We start from the raw sequence: 22,655 nt of genomic DNA on the forward strand, positions 1-22,655 counted from the left end.
TTACTGACTAGATTCCGCTGCCGGTCGGGGGCAGGTTGTCGTCGCGGTCGTGGTGGTCCTCCCACCAGGCGCGGCAGCCCTCGCGCCAGTATTCGCGCAGGACGCGGCAGTGCCACCAGTGCCAGTCGTCGGCGTCGACGAACCGGGCCTGCGGGGCGGCCAGGGCGGGGTCGGAGGTCGGGGTCACGGGGTCGGCGGCGGCCAGGCCCGCGGTGGCCAGGGGCGCGGTCGCGATCGCGAGGACCAGCAGGCCGCGGGTGGCGGTGCGTCGAAAAGCGGCTGTAGTCATGCCGGAATCACCTTCATCTGGGGGGAATGCTCCGAAAGTGACGGAGCGCGAACATGATTCAAGTCCGGCACACGGGAGATCCCCAGGGATCCGGGGCCTTCTTCAGGACACCTTCAGTTCCGGTGCGCCCGCGGCGGATCTTGCTACCGTGAGCCCATGACCGCGAGCATCCGGTTGTCCTCGGGCACCGGCCGATGGGTTCTTATCGCCACCGTCCTCGGTTCGGGCATGGCCATGCTGGACGCGACCGTCGTGAATGTGGCACTGCCCAGGATCGGCGACGAATTCGGCGCGTCCATGGCCGATCTGCAGTGGACGGTGAACGCCTACACGCTGACGCTGGCCGGGCTGATCCTGCTCGGCGGGTCGCTCGGCGACCGGTTCGGGCGCAAACGGGTGTTCCTCATCGGGGTGGTGTGGTTCGCCATCGCTTCGGCGCTGTGCGGTGCGGCGCAGGATGTTTCGATGCTGATCGCGGCGCGGGCACTGCAGGGGGTGGGCGGTGCGCTGCTGACGCCCGGATCGCTGGCCATCATTCAGGCGTCGTTCCGGCCCGAGGAACGGGCCAGGGCAGTCGGGGCCTGGTCCGGGCTGGGCGGAGTCGCCGGTGCCATCGGACCGTTCCTGGGCGGCTGGCTGGTGCAGTCGGCCGGGTGGCGGTGGGTGTTCCTGCTCAATATTCCGCTGGCCGCGCTGGTGGTCGCGGTGGCGGCCCGGCATGTGCCCGAGACCCGCGATACCGAGACGCACGGCCGCTTCGACGTGCTGGGCGCGGTGCTGGCGGCGCTGTGCCTGGCCGGGATCACCTACGCCCTGACCATGGCACCCGAGCACGACGCGAATCGAATCCTGGTGTGGGGCAGCGCGATCGCCGGTGTCGCGGCGGCGGTGGCGTTCGTGGTGGTGGAGCGGCGGCGTTCGCGCGCGGGCACCGATCCCTCGGCCATGCTGCCGGTGGACGTGTTCGCCTCCAAACAGTTCACCGCCATCAATGTGGTCACCTTCGTCATGTACGGCGCGATGAGCGTGGTCTTCTTCCTGCTGGTGCTGACCCTTCAGGTGGTGGCCGGTTTCGGCCCGATCGCCGCGGGCACCGCCATGCTCCCGGTCACGGTGCTGATGCTGCTGTTCTCGGCCCGTTCGGGGGCGCTCGCCCAGCGCATCGGCCCGCGCTGGCCGATCACCGTCGGCGTCCTGCTGGCCGCCTTGGGCATGCTGCTCATGACCCGCATCGGCGTCCACACCTCGTACCTGCGCGATGTGCTGCCCGCCGCACTGGTTTTCGGCCTGGGCCTGGTGCTGGCGGTGGCCCCGCTCACCGCGACCGTGCTGGCCACCGCCGACGAACGGCATGCGGGCGTGGCCAGCGGCGTCAACAATGCGGTCGCCCGTGCGGCGGGCCTGCTGGCGGTCGCGGCCATCCCGCCGCTGGCCGGTCTCACCGGTTCGGCCTATACCGATCCGGCCGCCTTCGATCACGGCTTCAGCCTGGCCATCCTCACCTCCGTGGTGCTCATGGTCGCCGCCGCCGCACTGGCCTGCTTCACCGTCCGCGACGACGCCCTGCGCCAGGCCCCGCCCGAATGCGAGCCCGAATGCCGCAGTTTCTCCAGCGTGGTCAGCCCGCCCCTGGAACCCGATCACCACTCCCGGCCGACGAAACCCGAGCCCAGGTAACGGCATCCGGTCTCGGCGACCGGTTAGGGTCTACGGCATGGCGCGGATCGCGGTGGTGGGCAGCATCAATATGGATCTGGTGACGACCGTCGGGCGCCGACCCGACGCCGGGGAGACGGTGTCGGGCGAGGGGTTCGCGCTGGTGCCGGGCGGGAAGGGATCGAATCAGGCGATCGCGGCGCGACGGGCGGGGGCCACGGTGGATTTCGTGGGCGCGGTCGGCTCGGACGTGTTCGCGGACGCGCTGCGGAAAGTGTTGCGGGAGGCCGACATCGGGACCTCGCGATTGCGGACGGTCGACGGGCCCAGCGGCATCGCGACGATCGTGGTGGACGGGAGCGGCGAGAACACCATCATCGTGGTGGCCGGGGCCAATGGGCGGCTGACGGAATTGGCCGCGGCCGATCTCGATGCGATCGCGGCCGCCGATGTGCTCATGTGCCAGTTGGAGATTCCGATTCCCACCGTCGCGACGGCCGCCCGCCACGCCCGCGCCAACGACACCGTGGTGTTGCTGAATCCCTCACCGGTGCAGGAGCTTCCGGACGAGCTGTGGTCCGACATCGACGTGGCGGTGGTGAACGAGGGTGAAGCCGCACGCCTGGACGCCGCCCTCGCGGCCGTCCCGCACGTCATCACCACACTCGGCGCGGCGGGCGCTGCCTATCGCGGCCCCGCCGGGCACACGCTGTCGCATCCCGGCGTCCCGGTCGAGGTGGTCGACACCACCGGTGCGGGCGACTCCTTCACCGGCGCGCTCGCCGCGCACTGGCACGAGGGACCGCGGACCGCGCTGGCCTGGGCCTGCACCGCGGGCGCCCTGGCCACCACGAAACTGGGTGCCAGCGCCTCGATTCCGGAGGCCGCCGAGATTCGCCGGGCCCTCGCCGCGGCCGGGCGGCGATAGCCGGATGTGAGTTCCAGCGAGCGTCGTAGTGCCGGGAACAGATGGCGGCGATCCTCGCTTCCATTCACGTGGACATCCGACCAAGAATTTGAACCGGACGGTCGTCCACCCGTTCGGTTTCGGCATCGATGACTCGACTCAGGAGATGGACCAATGGATTTGGGACTGCGCGGCAGAACCGCGGTGGTGACGGGCGCGTCGGCGGGCATCGGCGCGGAGATCGCGCGGGTGCTGGCCGCCGAGGGCTGTGATCTACACCTGGCCGCGCGCGGCAAGGAGGCCCTCGACGAGATCGCCGGGCAGCTGCGCGCCGAGCACGGCGTGGAGGTGCACACGCATCCGGTCGACCTGCGCTCGGGTGCGGACCTCGAGCGGCTGGCCGAACTCGTGGGCACGCCGGACATTCTGATCAACAATGCCGGTGACATGCCGGGCGGCTCGCTCACGGCCGTCGACGAGGAAGCCTGGCGGGAGGGCTGGGAGCTGAAGGTCTTCGGGTACATCAATCTGATCCGCAAGCTCTACGCGCGTATGAAGCAGGCGGGCCGGGGCGTGGTCGTGAATGTCATCGGCGCGGCGGGCGAGCGCCCCGATGCCGACTACATCGCGGGCATCACCGGCAATGCCGCGCTCATGGCGTTCACCCGCGCCCTCGGCAGCAAGAGCTGGCGCGACGGCATCCGGGTGGTCGGCATCAATCCGGGTCCGGTGGCGACCGCGCGCATCACCAGGCTGATCGACACCAATGCCCGCTTCGCCGCCATGGCCGCGGACTTTCCGTTCGGCCGCCCGGCCCATCCGCGCGAAATCGCGGATATGGCAGCATTTCTCGCCTCCGATCGGTCCGGTTACACCACCGGCACCATTGTCACCATCGACGGCGGGTTGAGCCTGATCTGAGGCTCAGGCGGCTCAGGCGACCGAGGTCCGGCCCGTGTGCAGGGCGACCAGGTCTGCCATTTGCTTCCCGGCGCGCTCGAGCGGAGCGGTCGAGCGGGTCGCCAGCGACATGATCACCGCGCCCTCGACGGCCGCCACGATCGTGGTGGCCAGGGTGCGGGCGGTGCTCGACGACACCTGCTCGGCCTCGAGCCGGGTGGCGAGAATGTCCTCCCATTCGGTGAACGTCTCCCCCGCCACGTCGGCCGCCTCCGGCGACTCCGACCGCCCGAGCGCGGCGGCCACGATCGGACAGCCCGCGGTGAAGTCGGTGGAGACCAGCGTCTCGCGCCACATACCCGGGAAGGCCGCGATGGCACTGGCCAGGTCGGTGCTGTCGAGGATGGTCCGCATGAGTGCGCTCGAGGCCTGACCGGCGGCCCGGGTGGCCTCGGCGACCAGTTCGGATTTGCCGCCCGGGAAGTTCAGGTAGATGGACCGGCGCGAGATGCCGCTGTGGTCGAGCAGCTGCGCGATACCGGTTCCGGCGATGCCATTGCAGCGCATCAGGGCGATGGCGCTGTCGATGAGGCGGTCGCGGGCACCCATGGACGGTTCCTCCTTGCTGTATACCGATCGGTGTACTACCGTTTTGCATATACCGATTGGTCTACCTTAGTGTAGTCCGCCGCTCCAGCCTTCGACGCGACTGTGCCAAATAAGATGAACGGGGCCCCGACATGCCGACCCTGCACGATCCCCTGCCGCTGGCCAGTGGCCAGGTGCTACCCAACCGCATTATGAAATCCGCCCTCAGCGAAGGGCTGGCGAATGCCGAGAACGCCCCCGACGCGCGGCTGGAACGACTCTACGCGCGCTGGAGCGAGGGCGGCTACGGGCTCATCGTCACCGGCAATGTGATGGTCGACCGCCGTCACTGCGGCGAACCCGGCAATGTCGCCATCGAGGACGAACGACACCTCGACGCGCTGACCCGCTGGGCCAAGGTCGCCAAGGACGGCGGCAGCAAGGTCTGGGTGCAGCTGAATCATCCAGGGCGGCAGGCCAATCCGATCGTCACCCGCACCCGCGCGGTCGCACCGTCGGCGATCGCCATGGGCATTCCCGGCGTACCCGCGCCGCGCGCGCTGACCGAGGACGAGATCGGCGACATCATCGCCCGCTTCGGCCGGGCCGCGCGGGTCGCGGAGGCCGCCGGATTCGACGGCGTCCAGATCCACGGCGCGCACGGGTATCTGGTCTCGCAGTTCCTCTCGCCGCTGTCCAATCGGCGCACCGACGCCTGGGGCGGGGACGCGGAACGGCGGCGGCGGTTCGTGGTCGAGGTGGCGCGCAGCATCCGGGACGCGGTGAGCCCGGGGTTCGGGCTGGGCATCAAGCTCAATTCGGCCGACTTCCAGCGCGGCGGCTTCACCGAGGAGGAGTCGCGCGCGGTCATCGAGGAACTGTCCGGCGAGCATGTGGACCTGTTCGAAATCAGCGGCGGCAGTTACGAATCCCCGGCCATGATGGGTCGCCCCCGGACCGCGTCGGCCAGCACCCGCGCCCGCGAGGCGTACTTCCTGGACTACGCGCAGACCGCCCGCAAGGCCGCCGGCGCGGTGCCGATCGCGGTGACCGGCGGCTTCCGGTCCCGCGCCGCCATGTCCGAGGCGCTGGCCGAGGGCATCTGCGATGTGATCGGACTCGGCCGTCCCACGGCCGTGATTCCCAGTGCCGCGGCCGATCTGCTCAGCGGGCGCACCGAAACGCTGCGGCCCCCGCACATCTCGCTGGGCCTGCCGCCGCGCCTGGCCGCCAACGGCAACCTCAAGTCCTTCGACGGCGCCCTCGATCTGCAATGGCACACCGACCAACTCCACCTGATAGGAGCCGGCAATGACCCCGACCCGGACCGCTCCCCCTGGCTCACGGCGGTAACCATGCTGCGCCGCAATGGATTCGAAGCCTTCCGCAGCAAGCGCTCGGCGGCCCCGAAATCGGCTACCGACCGTGCCGCCCGCAAGTTCCGCACCGAGCGCGCGGTGGGCCGCTACGTCATGAACCCGACGGTGCGCGCCCTGGACAAGGTCGGTGTCCGCACCGCCTTCGCCACCGAGATCGAGACCATCGGCCGCAAGTCGGGACAGCCGCGCCGGGTCCCGATCTCCGTGCTGTTCGACGACACCGGGGCATGGGCCATCTGCCAGCACGGACTGCGCTCGGGCTGGGGCCTGAATCTCAGCGCCGATCCGAATGTCCGTGTCCGCCAGGGTGATCGCTGGCGCACCGGTACCGCCGTGCTGCTCCCCGAGGACGATGTGGTGGCGCGCGCTCGCAGTTTCGCCCCGCATCCGGCCCTGGCCCCCTTCGCCCGCAGCGTCTTCGCGGCCCTGCAGAGCGATCCGGTCACGGTTCGAATCACCTTCGACGACAACTGATTACGCCCGATCGGGGCCGGTGCAGTCAGCGACAGCGCACGGCCGGGTGATCTCGCCGACCCGCGCCGGGTGACGCCTTCCGGTTCCCGGCGGGATCGGCACCGGCAATCCGGTCATCGAGGAGGCATCCGTCAGCGCGCCCTGGTAGCCGGTCCACGAACCGGTTACCAGGGCGCGGCGCCCATTCGGCTGTGCGGAATTCACTCGACGGCGCGGGACTCACTTGGCGTAGTTGCTCGCGCCCCACCAGTCGACGACCACCACGTCCTCGTCGCCGACCACCCAGGCGTCGTGCCGGGCCGGTAGAGCGGTGACCTGGCCGGGGCCGGCGTCGAATTCGGTGCCGTCGGCCATCTGGATGTGCAGAGTGCCTGCCACGTGGTACTGGAAGTGCGGTGCTTCGCAGAATTCGGTTCCCGCGAGCGGTTTCACGTCCTGCGACCAGCGCCAGCCGGGGTGCAGGACGAGGCGGCCGATGTCGGATCCCTGGACCCGGAGCAGTTCCAGCTGTCCGTGGTCGAAGGTGCGGACCTCGTCGGGGGCTGCGAAGTCGCGGTGTTCGGCGCGTGCGGTCTGGATGGTGTCTTCGCTCATCGTGCTCACCTCACTCGTCCCAGACCTGGACGCCGACTTCGCGGACGATGTGCCCGTCGGCGATGTCGAGGGTGGCCGCGCACAGGACGCGGCTGCCGCCGGGGTATTCGCAGTCCTCGGTGTAGGCGACCCGATCGCCCGCGGCGGTCAGGTGCTCGACCTTGTGGGTCATGTCCCGGCTACAGATGTCGTTGAGGTATTCGCCGATCGCGCCCCGCCCGCGCAGGATCTGCGGATTGCTGGGCGGGTGCAGCCGATCGACCAGCCGCATTTCCGCATCCTCGGCGTACAGGCCGATCAGCTGATCGGCGTCGCGCTCCTCGATGCCGCGGCGCAGGGCCGCGAGATCGAACTGCGCGGGTGCTTCCATGGTGCTCATCTCGTGTCTCTCCGGATCGGGGCCGTCGGTCGCGGCCGGTGAGTTCAGCATCGGCGGGGTCCGTCATTTGATCGTCAACGCCGGGACAGGAGTGGGCGCGGGGACTACCGTTTCAGTAATCGGATGGTGGTTATGCTGCGGATTCACGTCTTCGGTGCACTCGAGGTCGAACTTGACGGCGATCCCGTGACCCTCCCGCGCGGCCGCCTGGTCCGCTCCCTGCTGGCCTGGCTGGCCCTGCATCCCGGCCCGCACCCCCGCACCCGCGTCTGCACCCTCTTCTGGCCCGATGCCCCCGACGCCAAGGCCCGGGCCAGCCTGCGCAGCGCCATGTGGGCACTGCGAATCGCCCTGGGCCCCAGCGCCTCGGCCCTGCACACCGATCGCGACATCGTCGACCTGCGCCGGAACGCGGTCTGGGTGGACGCGGTCGAGTTCGATCGGCTGCGCGCCGCGGGACATGCGGAACAGGCCATCGCGATCTGCCGCGGCGAGCTGCTCGCCGATCACGACGAGGAATGGGTGCGGCAACTCCGCGACGAATACGGCCGACGGCTGGCCGCGCTCCTGGCCGTCTCGGCGCAGGCGGCCGAATCCGGCGGCGACGTCGCCCGCGCCCGGGACCGGGCGCATCGGCGCGCCCTGCTGCGGCCATTGGACGATGAGGCGGGCCGCGAGCTGATCCGGCTGTCGGCGGCCGCCGGTGATCTCCCGGCGGCGATGACCGCGTTCACCCGCCTGCGTGACGCCCTGCGCACCGAACTCGACCTGGATCCCACCGCGGCCACCGTCAGCCTGATGGAAAGCCTGCGGCCACAGTCGAAACCGCCGGACTCCGATTCCATCCGACCCGGAATCGATGGTGGCGCAACAGCTCCGGAGGCACCCGTCCCGAACGGGTCGACCAGGCCCGCGCCCGTGCTGCCCGCCGCGACCACGATGGCGGTCGTACCCGGAATGGACACGGCGGCAGCCTTTTTCGGCAGGACGGCCGAATTGCACGATCTGGTCGGTGGCTGGCATCGGGTATGCGACGGCGCGGGTATGGCGGTGGCCATAGTCGGGGACGGCGGGATCGGCAAGACCCGGCTGGCGGAGGAAATGCTGACCATCGCCCGCCGGGACGGGGCCCGCACCGCGATCGGAGCACCCGGTGCGCTCGGCGGCGCACCCTACGAACTGTGGTCGGAAATGCTGGCCGAGGTGCTCGAGCCGGACGATCGACTGCCCGGCGACGCCTTGTGGGCAGCGAATTTGTCTCGGCTGTTGCCCAGTGTCGCAGCGCATTCGGGGGTGGTGCTGGCCCAGAACGGCCCATCGAAACCCGGAGTCACGGCCCTCTCCGACAACGACCCCGCCATCTCGTCGAGGACACCCGGGGTCGCCCGGCTCGGCAACCTCGGCGCACCGCTGACCTCGGTGCGCAGCCAGGCCCGCCCGATCACCGCACTCGGGGTGGAGCACGACCGGATCCGGCTGTTCGAGGCCGTCGTCGAGTTCCTCGGCTTCCTGGCGGCCCGGCGACCGCTCGTGCTGGTACTGGAGGATCTGCACGCGGCCGATCTCTCCAGCCTCGAGTTGCTGCGCTACGCGGGGCGGCGGCTCTCGCGGCTGCCGGTGCTGCTCATCCTGACGCGCCGCCCGCTGCCGCCCCGCCCGCAGCTGGACGGCGTGCTCGGCGCGCTGCGCGCCAAGGGTGCGCTGCGACTGGAACTCGGACTGAGACCCTTACCCCCGCAGGCTATTCGGCTGATCATCCGGGAGGCCGCCCACCTGCCCGAATCGCTCGAGAACCGCATTCTGGCGGCGGTCGACGGCAATCCGCTGCTGGCGGCCGAGACCGCCCGCCACGTCGCGCGCGGCACCGGCGATCCCGGCGACGGACTGCGCGTCGCGGCGGCGTCGGCCATGGCGCGACTCAGCGAGTCCGGCAGGCTGTTCCACGAACTGCTGGCAGCCTCGGGCCGGGACCTGAACCGCGCCGAGATCATGTCGCTGCCGCTGCTGGCCGACCCCGCCACCGCCGCCACCGAATCCCTGGGCGCGGGATTGCTTCGCGTCCGCGAAGATTCGATCGGATACCGCCACGAGTCGCTGCGCCAAGCGGTCTACGACGACATCCCCCAACTGCGCCGCGTCCGCCTCCACGACGCCCTCGCCTCCAGCCTGCAAGCCGCCCACCTCCACGAAGTCCCGCCCGCCGGACCTCACACAGCACTCGCCGCCGACCTCCGCGATGCGCGAGTTGCCGATGTGCGCGAGGCGTCGGCCGCCGGGTCGAGCGGTGCCGGGGTAGTCCGTGATCAGCGGCGGTCGGTGGAGTTGGCTCGGCATCTGCGGCTGGCGGGGCATCGGGGGCGGGCGGCCGGGGAGTTGCGGCGGGCCGCGGCGGGGCGGGCGGGGCGGCCCGATATGGCGTACTCCTGTCTGGCCAATGCCGCCGGGGCCGCCGCGTGCGCCGGTGATTTCGAACGGGCCCTGGATTTCGTGGAACGCTGCCTGCCGCTGGTCGTGCCCAACGGCCTGACCCGCCTGGCCGTCTACGTCTACACCGGACAGTCCGCCGTACTGCGCCGCCTGGGCCGGGCGGGCGAGGCGGCCGCGGCCCTGGCCGCCGCCGACACCGCCGCGGGCCGCCTGGGCATCCCGGCCCTGGACGGACTAGTGCACAGCGAGCGTGCGCAACTGGCCCTCGATCGGGGCGATTACGGCACGGCCGCCGGGGAATTCCGGGCCGCGCTGGCCGTCGACGCGCCGATCAGCCGACCCCTGACCCGGCTGTACCTGGCGGAGGCCCTGACCCGTGACGGCCGCACCGCCGAAGCCGGGACCGCACTCCAGGCCATCGCGCTGGAACCCATGTCGGACAGCGATTTCCCGGACACCCTGGTGGCTCGCATGAATCGCGTCGAGGGCCTGCTGGCGGCCCGCGACGGCAATATCGAACTGGCCACCACCCGGCTGCTGGCGGCCGTCGAGGGCTGGCGGCGGCGCGCGACGGCGGCCACGGTGGGCCGCCGCTACGCCGCCAACATCATCGACCTGGGTCGGCCACCGCTCTCGGGACTGGTGGAGCCCGACCGCGAATACCGCCTCGTGACAGCCGAATTGGCCGCGCTCACCGACCTGCCCAGGAGCCCCGATGCCCACCTTCGATGATCACGCGCGAACCGCGGCGACCCCGGCGGCGGTCTGGAAACTGCTCTACGACCCGTCCCGCTTCACCGAGTGGTGGTCGGGCATCGGCAGCATCGAGCCCGACGCCGACGGCTCGACGTACACCATGTACCCCGAGGGCTATCCCGATTTCCCGATGCCGCAGACCCTGCGCGCCGATCGCGGGAACTCGCTGGTGACGATCTCCTGCCTCGTCTCGGACCTGCTGTTCGTCTGGCAGCTGAGTTTGGCGGAGGACGGGCATTCCACCGATATCCATGTGCACGTGGAGATTCCGGAGGCCGAGGCCGCGCGCCTCGCGACACAGCGCGAGGTCATCCACGAGTCCCTCACCAAATTGGCCGCACTGTCCGCCACTGCTGATTGATCCCCGATAGCCCGAATTTCGTTATAGGGAATTTATTTTCGTGTGATATGATATAAGCGAATTCGAATTTCCCTGTCTACCATCGGGACTCGTGGAGAATTCGATGAACAACGGCCCGAGCCGGACCGCGATGATGGCGGCGGCGGGCCGCGCGGCGCATCTGCTCGTGGACAGCGAACCGCACCTGTTCCGGGACACCGTGGCCGAGGCACTGCTGGGCGAGCGGGCCGCCGAACTCATTGCCTATCACCGGGAATCCGGTGATCATCCGGTGCTCAGCGGCACCCGGGCCCAGGTCACCGCCCGCAGCCACCACACCGAGTCCCTGCTGGCCGCGGGCTTCGAACAGTACGTGATCCTCGGCGCGGGCCTGGACACCTTCGCCTACCGGTCACCGCTGGCGCAGCGGGTGACGGTCTACGAGGTCGACCACCCGGCGACCCAGAAATGGAAGCGAGAATTGCTCGCCACCGCCGGAATCGGCACCGCCACCGTCGAATTCGTCGGGGTGGACTTCGAGTGCGACAACCTGGCCACCGAATTGGCCGCCCACGGTTTCGACCCGCGACGCCCCGCCCTGGTGAGCTGGCTCGGCGTGACCATGTACCTCACCGAATCCGCGATATCCGCCACCCTGGACACCCTGTCCGGCTTCGCACCGTACACCGAACTGGTGCTGGAATACGCGCTCCTGCCGGACCTGCGCGACGAATCCGGCCGTGTCTACGCCGAATTCGCCCTCCCTGCCACCGCCGGGCAGGGCGAACCGTTCCTGAGCTTCTTCTCACCCGAAACGGTGACCGCCCTGCTCACCGCGCACGGTTTCACCGTGGCGGAACATATTTCACAGCGCGAGGCCGTCGACGCCGCCCTCTGGCAGCGCGACGACGCCCTGCACCCCGCCGACTTCTGCCGGCTGGTGCGCGCTCACAACTCCGGCCGCACCAGAATCTGAATGTGATCGTCCGGATTGCGCAGTGCTTCGATGGTGCCCGCGACGCCGTCCAGCCCGACCTGATCGGTAATCAGCGAAGCGGCGTCCACGGTGCCATCGGCTATGCGGTGCAGGGTCTTCGCGTACTCCTCGTGCGGATAGACCATGCACATCTGCAAGGAGATGTCCTTGTAGATGCCGACGATCGGCCGGATGACATCGTCGGTCATGACCGCGCCGATCTGGAGAATCGCGGTCTCGCGGGGGACCTTGTACATGAGGTCGTTGAGCAGGCCCGGCACCGACGCGCACACCCAGACGTGCAGCTTCTGCCCCGGCGAGGCGAGCTCCTGCCACACCTCGACCGGGTCCTCGGTGGCCGGGTCCACCACCCGGTGCGCGCCCAACCGCAGCGCGGCCTCGCGGCGCAGCTCGGACGGATCCGAGGCCACGATGGGCGCGACACCGCGCTCGGCCAGCGCCGCCACCGCGCCCAAACCGACGGGGCCGCAGCCGATCACGATGCCGGTTCCGTCGGGCCCGATGCCGGTCCGGGCCACATTGCCGAACCCGACGGCCAGCGGCTCGGTCATGGCTGCCACGTGCGGCGGCACATGATCGGGGATGGGTTCCAAGGCCATGGCCTGCAACACCATTCGCTCGCCGTAGCCGCCCGGGAAGTCATTGGAGTACCCGACCCCGTGAATCCCGCCCGCCGCGTCCAGCGCCCACGGCAGCGCCACCACATTCTGTCCCTCGACGAACGGCGTATCCGGTCCCGCGCCGATGACCCGCGCCGCCAGCTCGTGCCCCATCACCAGGTCCCGGCACGGGTCGAACAGGAAGGTCGGCACCCCGGAATCCCGTGAGGCCTGGAGGAATTCATCGGTATAGTCGAGGGCCTGCTTGTCCGACCCGCAGACGCCGCAGGCGATGGTCTCCACCAGCACCTGTCCGGGTCCGGGCACCGGCTCGGGCACCTCATCCACCACCAGCTTGCGATTGCGCATGACTACCGCGCGCATGTCAGCGTCCTTCCGTTTCGGAGTCGAGTTGTGCTCCGAACACCGCGCGCCCCACTCGGCTCCGAGGACGCGCGGCAAGCGTGTGTCAGCCCCTGGCCCACTCGTGGCCCCAGTAGCTGTCGGCGGTCATCTCCTCGGCCACGTAGTCCTCGCCGACCAGCATTCCGTCGCAACCGAATTCGAGATCCCAGTTGCCGGGGGTGCGGACGTAGAAGGAGATCATCTTGTCGTTGGTGTGGCGACCCAGCGTGGAGGACAGGTGGTAGCCCGCCTTGTTGACGCGGTCCAGCGCACGGCCGACATCGTCGAGCGAGTCGACCTCGACCATGACGTGCACGATGCCCGGGCCGTCCGGCCGCGAGCCCGGGATGAGCGCCAGGCTGTGGTGGCGCGGGTTCACGCCCATGAAGCGGATCCAGATCGGATGCTCGGGCGGGCCCACCCGGAACGAGCCGCGCGAGGCGAAGCCCAGCACGTCGGTGTAGAACTGCCGCGCCTGCTCGATATCGCGGACCGGCAGCACCACGTGCCCGAGCCCGAGATCGCCGGTGACGAACCGGCTTCCGAACTTGCCGACCACCGGCGAGTGGTCCAGCAGCGGGCCGTGGAAGACCTCGATGGTGAAGCCGGACGGATCGACGAAGGCGATGGCCTCCTCCACGTGCCGGTTGACCGCCTCGGCCACCGATAGCGTGCTGACCGCGACCCCGGCCTTCTCCAGCGTCTCGCGCACCAACTCCAGCGAGCGGCGATCGGCCACCTGCCAGCCGACGGCGATGACCTCGTCGCGCTCGCCCGGCACCAGCTCGAAGCGGTAGGTGTGCTCGTCCACGCGCAGGTAGACCGATTCGGCATTGGGCCCGGTGCCCTCGGCGAAACCGATGGTGTCGAAGGCGAATCGACGCCAGGCGTCCACATCGGCGATGCGGGCGCGCACGTAGCCCAGGGAGGCGAAGGCGGCCATGGTGATACTCCTCGGATTATCGGGTTATCAGTCGTAGGTGACGGTGACGTCGTCGGTGACCGGGACCGCCTGGCAGGCCAGCACGTAGCCGTCGGCGAGGTCCTCGACCTCGAGAATTTCATTGCGGCGCATGCTCACCTCACCCGAAACCACCCGGCACACGCAGGCGCTGCACGCGCCCTCCTTGCACGAGTAGGGGGCGTCCAGTCCCTTGGCGAGCATGGTGTCGAGCAGGGTCTGCTGCCGCGGCCAGGTGAGCTCGTGGTGCTCGCCGTCGAGCTGGACCCGCGCGAGGGCGGCATCGGTCTCGTCGGCCACCACATCGCTTGCGGTGGTGTCGGTTTCGAACGGATTGCCCGACAGCGAGACGAACTTCTCGATGTGCACGCGCTTGCGGTCCGCGCCCAGCTCGCCCATGGCGGCCGCGACGGCGTCCATGAACGGACCGGGACCGCAGACGAAGACTTCCCGGCCCGCCCACGGACGAGCCAGCGCGGCCAGGCCGGCCACGCTCGGCAGCCCCTGGACCGACTGCAGCCAATGCAGCACCAGCAGTCGATCCGGGTGCGCGGCAGCCAGTTCCGCGAGCTCCCCGGCGAAGATAACCGAATTCTCGTGCTGATTGGCGTAAATCAGCGTGCAGTGGCCCGAGCCCTGGGCGAGCACGGATTTCAGGATGGACAGCACCGGGGTGATGCCGCTGCTGCCGGCGAACAGCAACAGGTCGGTGTCCAGCGAATCCGGAGTGAAGATGCCGACGGGCGGCAGGACGTCCAGGGTCAGACCCGCGGCGGCGTTGTCGCACAGCCAGTTCGAGCCGTAGCCGTCGACGGTCCGCTTCACGGTGACCTTCAGCGTCCCATCCTCGTGCGGCGCGCTGGACAGTGAATAGCAGCGGCTCACCGAACCGGTCAGATCGCTGGGAATGCGCAGGGTGAGGAACTGGCCGGGGCGATAGGAGAACCGATCGGACCGGACTTCCGGGGCGAGCTCGAGCGACACCGCGTCGGCGGTCTCACGCACCACGCGCACGACCCGCACCGATGTGATCCCGCTCACCTGCGCGGCGGCCAGGGCCTCGTCTACCTCGAAGTCTGTCACCGTCATGCTTTCCACCAGTTCCATTCCTGTGCTGATTTTTTCGAGCTGGTTCCCGCTGGGTAACCACCCGCTACGGGCCGGACGTCGACGATGCCGGACGGCCCTCCAGGGTTACCCGGTCGCACCGGGTCACAAGAGGGTGCGTCCCCGGGTGCTGACGTCGACGTCACGGGTGCTGACGCCGACCGCACCCGCGGCCACGGCCGCGTCGATGCTCGCGCGCAATGCCCGGCAGGTGTGCGATCTCAAACCGTCAGCGGCCAGCTCGGTGCAGGCCGCCGCGGCGGTCTTGTTCCACTGCACGCTGGTGTGCTGTTCGCTGTACTTCTCCACCAGCACGCACGTCCCGCAGGACCGGCACGAAACCTCGTCCATCCCAATGCCTCTCAGGCGTGCGCAGTTCCGGAGACCACCGCGGCTTCGCGCTTGGCGATATTGTCGGCGACCTCCGCCTCCCACGCGGTGACCGCGCGGGTGGTGTCCACCTCGTACTCGAAGCGGTCGGTCATCTCGTCGGAGACCTCGGCCGCGTCCACGTAGAACTGCTCGTACCAGCGACGCAGCTGATAGACCGGCCCGTCCTCCTCGCACAGCAGCGGATTGTTGATGCGCGACTTGCGCTTCCAGATGGCCGCGTCCTGCTCGAAGCCCTTGCCCAGGCCGCCCACGAACTTCTCGGCGATCTCGCTCGCCTGCTCCGGGGTCACACCGTCGGGCTTCTTGGCGATCGCGCCGTACATGAGCACGAACTGGTTCTCGTTGATCGGGTAGTGGCAGTTGATCAGATAGCCCTCGACGACAAGGCCGCCCGGGCTCTCGCTCTTCAGGTAATCGATCATGAAGGAGGGCCCGTAGTAGGAAGCCTCCGACTGTAGTACGTTCTTGCCGCCCAACGCCTTGGCGGTCTCGCCCATCATGTCCTCGCGCGACACCGAGGTCATGTACTGGCTGGCGGTGTAGCCCTCGAAGACGTTCTTGAAGAAGGTCGGGAAGCCGTAGTGCACGTAGAAGAAGTGCGCCATGTCCACCACGTTGTCCACCACCTCGCGGCAGTTGGCGTCGACGACCATGGAGTTCCAGGTCCAGTCGGTCCACTCGGCGTCGAAGGCGGCCTCGATGCGCGGGATGGCCAGCTCGGCCGGGGGCTGCTTGCCCTCCGGGTCGTTCCAGACGAACAGCATCTTGTTCTCGACCATGGTCGGCCACGCCTTGGTGCGGGCCAGCGGGGGGACGCGGCGCGCATACGGGATGCCGGTGCACTTGCCCTTGCCGTTCCAGCGCCAGTCGTGGAACGGGCAGGCCAGCGAATCGCCCTTGACCGGTGCCGTCGGCCAGGTTGCCGCCCATGTGGGGGCAGTAGGCATTGAGCACATTGAGAGTGCCGTCCTCGGCCGCGAACACCACGATCTCGGTACCGAAAGCCTTGATGGCGTGCGGCTTTCCGTCCCGGAAGGAGTCGGCCAGGCCCAGGCAGTGCCAGCCGCGCGCGAATCGCGTGGACGGCTTGCCCGCGTCGATGACCCGAACTTCACCTTCGGTGGTGGTCATGTGAGTTCCTCTCCTCTTTTGCTTCGATGGTTCCGGCCGATGTGACGGCGACGACAGCGCAGTCTCACTGGCCGGGCGCGTGCTACTGGTCTGCGAGACGGTTGAACGCCGCGCGGTAGAACAGCAGCGGCCGCGCCTCGGAATGCTCGTTCAAGCTGGTCACGCGGCCCACGACAATCGTGTGGTCGCCGCCGTCGACCTCGTCGTGCAGCTCGCAGTCGATGGAGGCCATGGCCCCGGCGAGCAGCGGTGAACCGTTCGCGGACTCGGCCCACTCGACCCCGGCGAACTTGTCGGCCCCGGGCCGACCGAGCTGACGGCAGATCTCGGCCTGATCGTCGGCCAGGATGTTCACGCAGAACCGGCCCGCCGCACGGATTCTCGGCCAGGTGCTCGAGGTCCGCGCCGGGAAGAAACTCACCAGCGGTGGTTCGATGGACAGCGATGCGAACGACTGACATGCGAAGCCGACGGGCTCGCCCTCGTCAAGGGCGGTGATCACGGTGATGCCCGAGCAGAAGCGCCCGAGAACGTTCTTGAAAGCCGTCGCGTCGATGGCCGGAGCCTGGTCCAGGACCGGGTCCACGGGCCCTCCTTATTTCGATCCGAAATATAGCTAGAAGTCATGACAGCAGGTCGCGAGCGGATCGCGTCAACTCCGTGGTTCGGTGATCGGGACACGTATGCGTAGCTTTTACGTAGTTCTCCCGATTCCGCAGGTTGTAGCGCAGGGCACTGTGATGGGTAGCACAAGCTCCGATCCAGGTACATGCCTAATCGGAATAGTCCTAGACTGGATATGAACCAACGGAGGTACATATGTCCGTCACCATGCTGCCCCCGGCGGAGACTCGACACCCCCTGAACCCCATGCGCGCCAAGGAATCCCACGCCAGCGCCGAAGTCCCGGTCTCGATGATCGAGCGGATGACCTTGATCCTGGACGCATTCGACGCTTCCACCCCCACCCTCACGCTGCTCGGACTGGTCGAGCGCACCGGGCTGCCACGGTCCACCGTGCACCGGATCCTGGATCAGATGATCAAGCTGCGCTGGCTGGCCCACACCTCGGGCGGCTATCGGCTCGGCATGCGCGCCCTGGAACTCGGCGGACTCACCGCCGACCACAACGAGATTCGCGATGCCGTCTCTCCGCTGCTGCACGAGCTGAGCCAGCGCACCGGCATGGTCGGGCACCTGGCCGTGCTCGACGGACGCGACGTGGTGTACCTGGACAAGGCCGGTGGCCGCTTCGCCGCCAGCCTGCCCACCCGGCTGGGCGGCCGGATGCCCGCGCACGCAACGGCTCTGGGCAAGGCCATGCTCGCCTGCCTGGAACCGAATATCGCCGAGGCCGCGCTGCGGACCCGGCTGCCGCGGCTGACCCCGCGCACCATCTGCGAGCCCGAAGCGCTCACCCGCGAGCTGCAGCAGATCCGGCTGCGCCAGGGCGTGGCCATCGATCGCGAGGAGGCCGTGGTCGGGATCGCCTGTGTCGCAGCGCCGTTGCGCGGCCGGGGCACCGCTCCCGCCGCGCTCTCACTGTCCGGTCGCGCCGACGGCATGAGCTACGACCGGCTGGCCCGCGTCGTACTCGAGGTGGCGCACGAGGCCGGTCGCACCCTGTTCCCGCGTCGCGCGCACTGGCGTTGAGCGGAGTACGGACATGCGGGGGCGATACAGTTCGATGATGACCGAGGGCGTGGACGCCGAGGCGGCGCAGGCGATTCCGGAGCTGCCCACGACGGCGTGGGCGGTTCTCGGCATGCTCTCGCACGCCGAGGAGCTCTCCGGATACGACCTGAAGAAATGGGCGGACTGGAGTCTGCAGTTCTTCTATTGGAGTCCGTCGTTCAGCCAGATCTACGCCGAACTCAAGCGGTTGGAAAAGCATGGCTACGCGACCTCGCGAACCGTGGTCTCCGAGGACGGCATGCGCGGCAAACGCATGTACGCCATTACCGAGAGCGGGCGGGAGGCGGCCTCGCACTGGGTCAATCACTCCCCCGTCGAGGCCCCGGTGCTCAAACACAGTGTGATGCTGCGGGCCTGGCTCGGGCATCTGGCCGAACCCGAGCGCATGCGCGAAATCCTCACCCAGCACATCGAATACACCGAGACCATGCGCCGGCGCGCACTCGCCGACGCCGAGGGTGCGGACGTGAATCCGGATTGGGCCTATCCGAGCGCGGTATTACGCTGGTGCGTAAAGCATTACGAGGCCGAAAAGGAATTCGCCGAGGACCTGCTGGCGGATATGGACAAATTGGCGAGACAGCGTAGCCGCCGCCGGACTGTGAAGAAGCAGAATTCCGGCGATTCCCACTGAACGGACTTGGTGATAGTCGACGGTTGGCGGTCGTGACACGGTTCACAACATCGTGTTACTACCCACCCTGGAGGACGCACTATGTCCACCTCTGTCGACACCGCGGTGCCTCCCAGCCCCGCGCCTGACGAAAGCGGCCGCCTCGACGGCGCGTCGAATCTGCGGATCTGGTCGGTCCTCGCCGTCATCGTGCTGTTCACCGAGGTCTCCCCGATGCAGTACGTCATGGTCGCGTCGGCACTGCGGCAGATCGCGCCCACCTTCCCCGAGCAGGGCGCGAACATCAACTGGGCCATCATCGTTTTCGGCATCTTCGGTGCCGCCGTGTCCCCGCTGATCGGCAAGCTGTCCGACATCTGGGGCAAGAAGAAGATGTTCCTGGTCTGCGGCGTGCTGTTCCTGATCGGCACGGCCATGTGCGCGGTCACCAGCAACTGGGCGGTGTTCCTCGTGGGCCGCGCGCTGGAGGCCACGGCCATCGCGACCACCGTGGTGTCCTACGGTCTGATCCGAGACCTGATGCCGCGCCGCATGGTTCCCATCGGCCTGGGCATCGCCTCCACGGGTCTGGGCGTCTCCGCCCTAGCCGGGCCGCTGATCGGCGGGTACATCACCGATCACTACAGCTGGCGCGGACTGTTCTGGTTCCTGTTCATCTTCACCATCATCATGATTCCGCTGCTGATCATCGTGGTGCCGGAGTCCAAGCTGCGCACCCCGCAGCGGCTCGACATCATCGGCGCGGTGCTGCTCGGCGCGGGCGCGACACTGACCCTGCTGTACCTGGACAAGGGGCAGGACTGGGGCTGGACCAAGCCGTCCACGCTGGCCTGGCTGATCGGCGGGCTGGTGCTGCTGGCGCTGTTCCCGATCGTGGAAAAGCGTGCGAAGCAACCGATCATGGATATGAAGCTGCTGTTCAATCCGCGGGTGAGCGTGGTGCTGTTCATCGGTCTGCTGGCCTCGTTCATCATCGGGTACCAGTCGTATGCGACCGGGTACATGACGCAGTCGCCGCCGTCGGGACAGGTGGTTCAGACGGTCGAGGCCGCCACCTGGGATCAGGTGAAGGCCGGTGCGCTGGCACAGGCGCAGGCCATGGCGTTGACCCAGGCGCGCGCCCAGGGTCTCGCACAAGCCGAGGCTCAGGCCAAGGCCGCCATGCCGCCGGGCGTGGAACTGCCGACCGCGTTGGTCCAGCAGCTCACCGACCAGGTGAACGCGCAGGTGACACCGGAGCTGGTGAATGCGCAGGTGCCGCCGGAGGCCGTGTACTCTAAGCTGCCGCCGGACATGGTCAAGGTGGAGCTGGAACCGGGCTACACCTACGGTGACAACTTCACGCTGCTGAAGTTCGCCACGCACGTGACGCTGGCACAGTCGTTGATCGCCATGCTGTTCGGGTTCCTGGGCGGTCTGTGGATCCGGCGCTCGGGTGCGCGGTGGCCGCTGATCTCGGCGCTGGTCATCTTCGTGGGCAGCGGTCTGGCCTACGCGGCGCTCTCGCACGGGTGGCAGACGCAGGCGCTGATCAGCGCGGTGTACGGTATCGCGTTCGCGCTGTACTACGCCTCGACGCCGAACCTGATCGTGGAAGGCGTTCCGGCACAACAGCAGGGCATCAGCGCAGGCATGCTGGGCGTCATGCAGGCCATGGGCGCGGGCATCGGGCTCGCGGTGGCCACGGCGTTCCTGAATGCCAATCCGGTCCAGGCGGTGGTGTCGGTGGCGGGTGCGCCGCCGGTCACCAAGGACATTCCGCTGCTGTACGCCGACAAGGGGTATGAGATCAGCTTCTACTTCGTGGCGGCCTCGGCGGCGGTGGCGCTGATCGGTGCGCTGATCATGAAGCACGGACGGACGCCCGCCACGGGCGGTGCGGCGCACTGATCGTGCCGGCGTACTGATATTTCGATGACCAACGGCCCGGAGGCGGATGTCTCCGGGCCGTTGTCGCGCGGCCGTTCTGTGCGCTTCACTGACCGCTGAGCGGGATCTCACCTCGTTGTTCCGCACTCGGCATATTTCTATTGGAAATAGGCCGCCAACCTGTGCGGCCGGAGGAGGTGGTCGACGATGACCGGCGAACTCGACACCATCGCGACGGCGGTGGCCGCCATTGCCGACGGCGGCATGGTGCTCGTCGTGGACGACGAGGATCGCGAGAACGAGGGCGATCTGATTCTGGCCGCGGAGAAGGCGACCGCGGCGAACATCGCGTTTCTCGTGCGATATACCAGCGGGGTCATCTGCGTGCCCATGACGGGCGAGGATTGCGATCGGCTGCAACTGCCGCCGATGGCGGCGGTCAACCAGGATCCCAAGGGGACCGCCTACACCGTGTCGGTGGACGCGGTTTCCGGTGTCAGTACCGGTATTTCGGCCGCGGATCGGGCGCAGACCATGCGGGTGCTGGCCGATCCGCGGACCACCGCCGATCAGCTGTCGCGGCCGGGGCACGTGTTTCCGCTGCGCGCGAATCCGCGTGGGGTGCTGGGGCGGCCGGGGCATACCGAGGCGGCGGTGGATCTCATGCGGCTCGCCGGGCTGCGGCCGGCGGGGGTCATCGCCGAGGTGGTCAACGATGACGGGACCATGGCGCGACTGCCGGAGCTGCTGGTGATGGCGCGGGAGTGGGGCGTTCCCATCGTGTCCATCGCGGATCTGATCGAGCATCGGAAGCGGTTGGAGCACGGGATCTCTCGCATTGTCGAGACGCGGCTGCCCACTCGGTTCGGGGATTTCCGGGTCTACGGTTACGCCGACGAGAACTCCGGTGCGGAGCATCTGGCGCTGGTCTTCGGCGATCCGGCCGGTGAGAACGTCTTGGCCCGAGTGCATTCCGAGTGCCTCACCGGCGATGCCTTCGGCTCGCTGCGCTGCGACTGCGGGGAACAGCTCGACGCGGCGCTCGCTGCCGTCGCCTCGGCGGGGCGGGGTGTCGTGGTCTATCTGCGCGGGCAGGAGGGGCGCGGCATCGGGCTGCTCAACAAGCTGCGCGCCTACGAACTCCAGGACGATGGGGCCGATACGGTCGACGCCAATGTCCGGCTGGGCCTGCCCATCGATGCCCGCGACTACGGGGCCGCGGCCCGCATTCTCAGCGATCTGGGCGTGAATTCCGTTCACCTGCTGAGCAACAACCCCGACAAGCAATCGGGGCTGGAGGCGAACGGAATCGCCGTGCACAGCCGGATCCCGTTGCAGACCCAGCCCACCGAGCACAATGTGCACTACCTCGGCACCAAGCGCGACCGCATGAGTCATCAGCTGCCGCATTTCGAGGCCGTCGGCTACCGCTGAGGGTCCGGCTGCCATGCTGGCGGCATGAGGATCGCGGCCGCCCAGCTCACCTGTGTTCCCGGCGATATCGCCGCCAATGTCAAGCAGGCGGTCGAGCTGGCGCGGCAGGCGCGGGCGGAGGGCGCGGAACTGGTGGTGTTCCCGGAGCTGACGCTCACGGGGTACGAGCTGGAGACCGTGGCCGGGGATCCGGGGCTGCTGGTCGCGGCCGATGACGCTCGGCTGGAACCGCTTCGGGACGCCGGGATCGCCACGGTGATCAACGGCGCCGCGCCCGGTGCGCGCGGGCCCGCCATCGCCACCTACGTCTATGCGGGTGCGGGCGAGCTGATCTGCACCTATGTCAAACAGCATCTGTTCGAGCAGGAGAGCGCCGTATTCGCCGCGGGGGATCGGGACGGGCGATTCTCGCTGGGCGGGCTTCGATTCTCGCTCGCCACCTGCTTCGACAATCACTTTCCGGATCTCATCGGGCGGGCCGCCGCCGATGGGTGCGATGTGCACCTGGCCAGTTCGCTGTATGGGACCGGAGGCGGGGTGCGGGAGCGGGCGACGATCTATCCGGGGATCGCGCGCGACACGAAAATGTTTGTGGTGCTGGCGAATCACGTCGGCCGGGCGGGGACCTGGGTCGGGTGCGGCGGATCAGCTGTGTGGCGGCCCGGCGGCGACCTGCTGGTCGAGGGCGATTCGCACTCGACCGGCGTGGTCACCGCGCTCGTCGGGCAGGCCGGTTAGTAC

The 22,655-nt window shown here is 68.6% G+C and carries 21 protein-coding genes and 1 pseudogene; 12 read left to right on the forward strand and 10 right to left on the reverse strand.

Translation table 11 applies throughout. The features are described from left to right. Positions 1–7: 7 nt before the first annotated feature. Positions 8–289 (reverse strand): hypothetical protein, encoded by a 282-nt coding sequence (locus tag NS2_RS06635; RefSeq protein WP_033086434.1) that lies wholly within the window; start codon positions 287–289, stop codon positions 8–10. A gap of 156 nt (positions 290–445) precedes the next feature. Between NS2_RS06635 and NS2_RS06640 the strand changes: the two genes are divergently transcribed. The 3 genes from NS2_RS06640 to NS2_RS06650 all read left to right on the forward strand — a co-directional run bounded on the left by NS2_RS06640 (position 446) and on the right by NS2_RS06650 (position 3,773). Continuing rightward, complete coding sequence (locus tag NS2_RS06640; protein WP_033086433.1) at positions 446–1,966, forward strand: MFS transporter; 1,521 nt, start codon at positions 446–448, stop codon at positions 1,964–1,966. 37 nt (positions 1,967–2,003) lie between these two features. Next, positions 2,004–2,873, forward strand: coding sequence for a ribokinase (locus tag NS2_RS06645; protein ID WP_033086432.1), 870 nt, complete (start codon positions 2,004–2,006; stop codon positions 2,871–2,873). Positions 2,874–3,026: 153 nt separating this feature from the next. Beyond that, positions 3,027–3,773, forward strand: coding sequence for a short-chain dehydrogenase/reductase (locus NS2_RS06650; RefSeq protein WP_036546656.1), 747 nt, complete (start codon positions 3,027–3,029; stop codon positions 3,771–3,773). 12 nt (positions 3,774–3,785) lie between these two features. Here NS2_RS06650 and NS2_RS06655 read toward each other — a convergent pair whose 3' ends face one another. Beyond that, positions 3,786–4,361, reverse strand: coding sequence for a TetR/AcrR family transcriptional regulator (locus tag NS2_RS06655; RefSeq protein ID WP_033086430.1), 576 nt, complete (start codon positions 4,359–4,361; stop codon positions 3,786–3,788). 131 nt (positions 4,362–4,492) lie between these two features. Between NS2_RS06655 and NS2_RS06660 the strand changes: the two genes are divergently transcribed. After that, the gene (locus NS2_RS06660) at positions 4,493–6,193 is read left to right on the forward strand and encodes a nitroreductase family deazaflavin-dependent oxidoreductase (RefSeq protein ID WP_033086429.1); all 1,701 of its coding nucleotides are present in this window, start codon (positions 4,493–4,495) and stop codon (positions 6,191–6,193) included. A 219-nt stretch (positions 6,194–6,412) separates the two neighbouring features. Here NS2_RS06660 and NS2_RS06665 read toward each other — a convergent pair whose 3' ends face one another. After that, complete coding sequence (locus tag NS2_RS06665; protein ID WP_033086485.1) at positions 6,413–6,787, reverse strand: cupin domain-containing protein; 375 nt, start codon at positions 6,785–6,787, stop codon at positions 6,413–6,415. 10 nt (positions 6,788–6,797) lie between these two features. Then, positions 6,798–7,217: a nuclear transport factor 2 family protein gene (locus NS2_RS06670; RefSeq protein WP_228102670.1), complete on the reverse strand. Its 420-nt coding sequence runs from the start codon at positions 7,215–7,217 to the stop codon at positions 6,798–6,800. Between the two features lie 72 nt (positions 7,218–7,289). Here NS2_RS06670 and NS2_RS06675 point away from each other — a divergent pair, with 72 nt between their 5' ends. The 3 genes from NS2_RS06675 to NS2_RS06685 all read left to right on the forward strand — a co-directional run bounded on the left by NS2_RS06675 (position 7,290) and on the right by NS2_RS06685 (position 11,665). Beyond that, entirely contained in the window at positions 7,290–10,325 is a 3,036-nt protein-coding gene (locus NS2_RS06675) for an ATP-binding protein (RefSeq protein WP_083415025.1), read from the forward strand. After that, entirely contained in the window at positions 10,309–10,710 is a 402-nt protein-coding gene (locus NS2_RS06680) for an SRPBCC family protein (protein ID WP_033086426.1), read from the forward strand. Before NS2_RS06675 ends, NS2_RS06680 begins: the two co-directional genes overlap by 17 nt. 91 nt (positions 10,711–10,801) lie before the next feature. Continuing rightward, positions 10,802–11,665: a class I SAM-dependent methyltransferase gene (locus tag NS2_RS06685; RefSeq protein WP_208866160.1), complete on the forward strand. Its 864-nt coding sequence runs from the start codon at positions 10,802–10,804 to the stop codon at positions 11,663–11,665. On the opposite strand, the gene NS2_RS06690 is transcribed toward NS2_RS06685, so the two are convergent. From NS2_RS06690 to NS2_RS06715, 6 genes and pseudogenes are all read right to left on the reverse strand, one after another. Then, positions 11,638–12,669: a zinc-binding dehydrogenase gene (locus NS2_RS06690; protein ID WP_033086425.1), complete on the reverse strand. Its 1,032-nt coding sequence runs from the start codon at positions 12,667–12,669 to the stop codon at positions 11,638–11,640. The two genes, NS2_RS06685 and NS2_RS06690, sit on opposite strands and share 28 nt — an antisense overlap. An 85-nt stretch (positions 12,670–12,754) precedes the next feature. Continuing rightward, positions 12,755–13,633 carry a VOC family protein gene (locus tag NS2_RS06695; RefSeq protein ID WP_033086424.1) on the reverse strand — a complete coding sequence of 293 codons (879 nt, stop codon included), beginning with the start codon at positions 13,631–13,633 and terminating at the stop codon, positions 12,755–12,757. A gap of 27 nt (positions 13,634–13,660) precedes the next feature. After that, a complete protein-coding gene (locus tag NS2_RS06700) occupies positions 13,661–14,740 on the reverse strand; it encodes a ferredoxin--NADP reductase (RefSeq protein ID WP_096490891.1) in 1,080 nt (359 codons plus the stop codon). A gap of 123 nt (positions 14,741–14,863) precedes the next feature. Beyond that, entirely contained in the window at positions 14,864–15,109 is a 246-nt protein-coding gene (locus NS2_RS06705; protein ID WP_033086423.1) for a hypothetical protein, read from the reverse strand. A gap of 11 nt (positions 15,110–15,120) precedes the next feature. Further along, a pseudogene (locus NS2_RS06710) lies at positions 15,121–16,282 on the reverse strand (3-ketosteroid-9-alpha-monooxygenase, oxygenase component). Between the two features lie 82 nt (positions 16,283–16,364). Then, complete coding sequence (locus NS2_RS06715; RefSeq protein WP_033086422.1) at positions 16,365–16,868, reverse strand: flavin reductase family protein; 504 nt, start codon at positions 16,866–16,868, stop codon at positions 16,365–16,367. 233 nt (positions 16,869–17,101) lie between these two features. On the opposite strand from NS2_RS06715, the gene NS2_RS06720 reads away from it, so the two are divergent. From NS2_RS06720 to NS2_RS06740, 5 genes are all read left to right on the forward strand, one after another. Then, positions 17,102–17,935: an IclR family transcriptional regulator gene (locus NS2_RS06720; protein WP_308640186.1), complete on the forward strand. Its 834-nt coding sequence runs from the start codon at positions 17,102–17,104 to the stop codon at positions 17,933–17,935. Between the two features lie 37 nt (positions 17,936–17,972). Continuing rightward, on the forward strand, positions 17,973–18,611 hold the full coding sequence (locus NS2_RS06725; RefSeq protein WP_197707849.1) for a PadR family transcriptional regulator: 639 nt from the start codon (positions 17,973–17,975) through the stop codon (positions 18,609–18,611). 81 nt (positions 18,612–18,692) lie between these two features. Then, positions 18,693–20,501, forward strand: coding sequence for an MFS transporter (locus tag NS2_RS36685; RefSeq protein WP_036550711.1), 1,809 nt, complete (start codon positions 18,693–18,695; stop codon positions 20,499–20,501). 186 nt (positions 20,502–20,687) lie between these two features. Beyond that, positions 20,688–21,914, forward strand: a complete 1,227-nt coding sequence (locus tag NS2_RS06735) for a bifunctional 3,4-dihydroxy-2-butanone-4-phosphate synthase/GTP cyclohydrolase II (protein ID WP_071812060.1) — start codon at positions 20,688–20,690, stop codon at positions 21,912–21,914. Between the two features lie 24 nt (positions 21,915–21,938). Then, positions 21,939–22,652 carry a carbon-nitrogen hydrolase family protein gene (locus NS2_RS06740; RefSeq protein WP_033086419.1) on the forward strand — a complete coding sequence of 238 codons (714 nt, stop codon included), beginning with the start codon at positions 21,939–21,941 and terminating at the stop codon, positions 22,650–22,652. Positions 22,653–22,655 lie beyond the last annotated feature (3 nt).

This window comes from Nocardia seriolae NBRC 15557, assembly GCF_007990715.1.
GTDB classification, from domain to species: domain Bacteria; phylum Actinomycetota; class Actinomycetes; order Mycobacteriales; family Mycobacteriaceae; genus Nocardia; species Nocardia seriolae.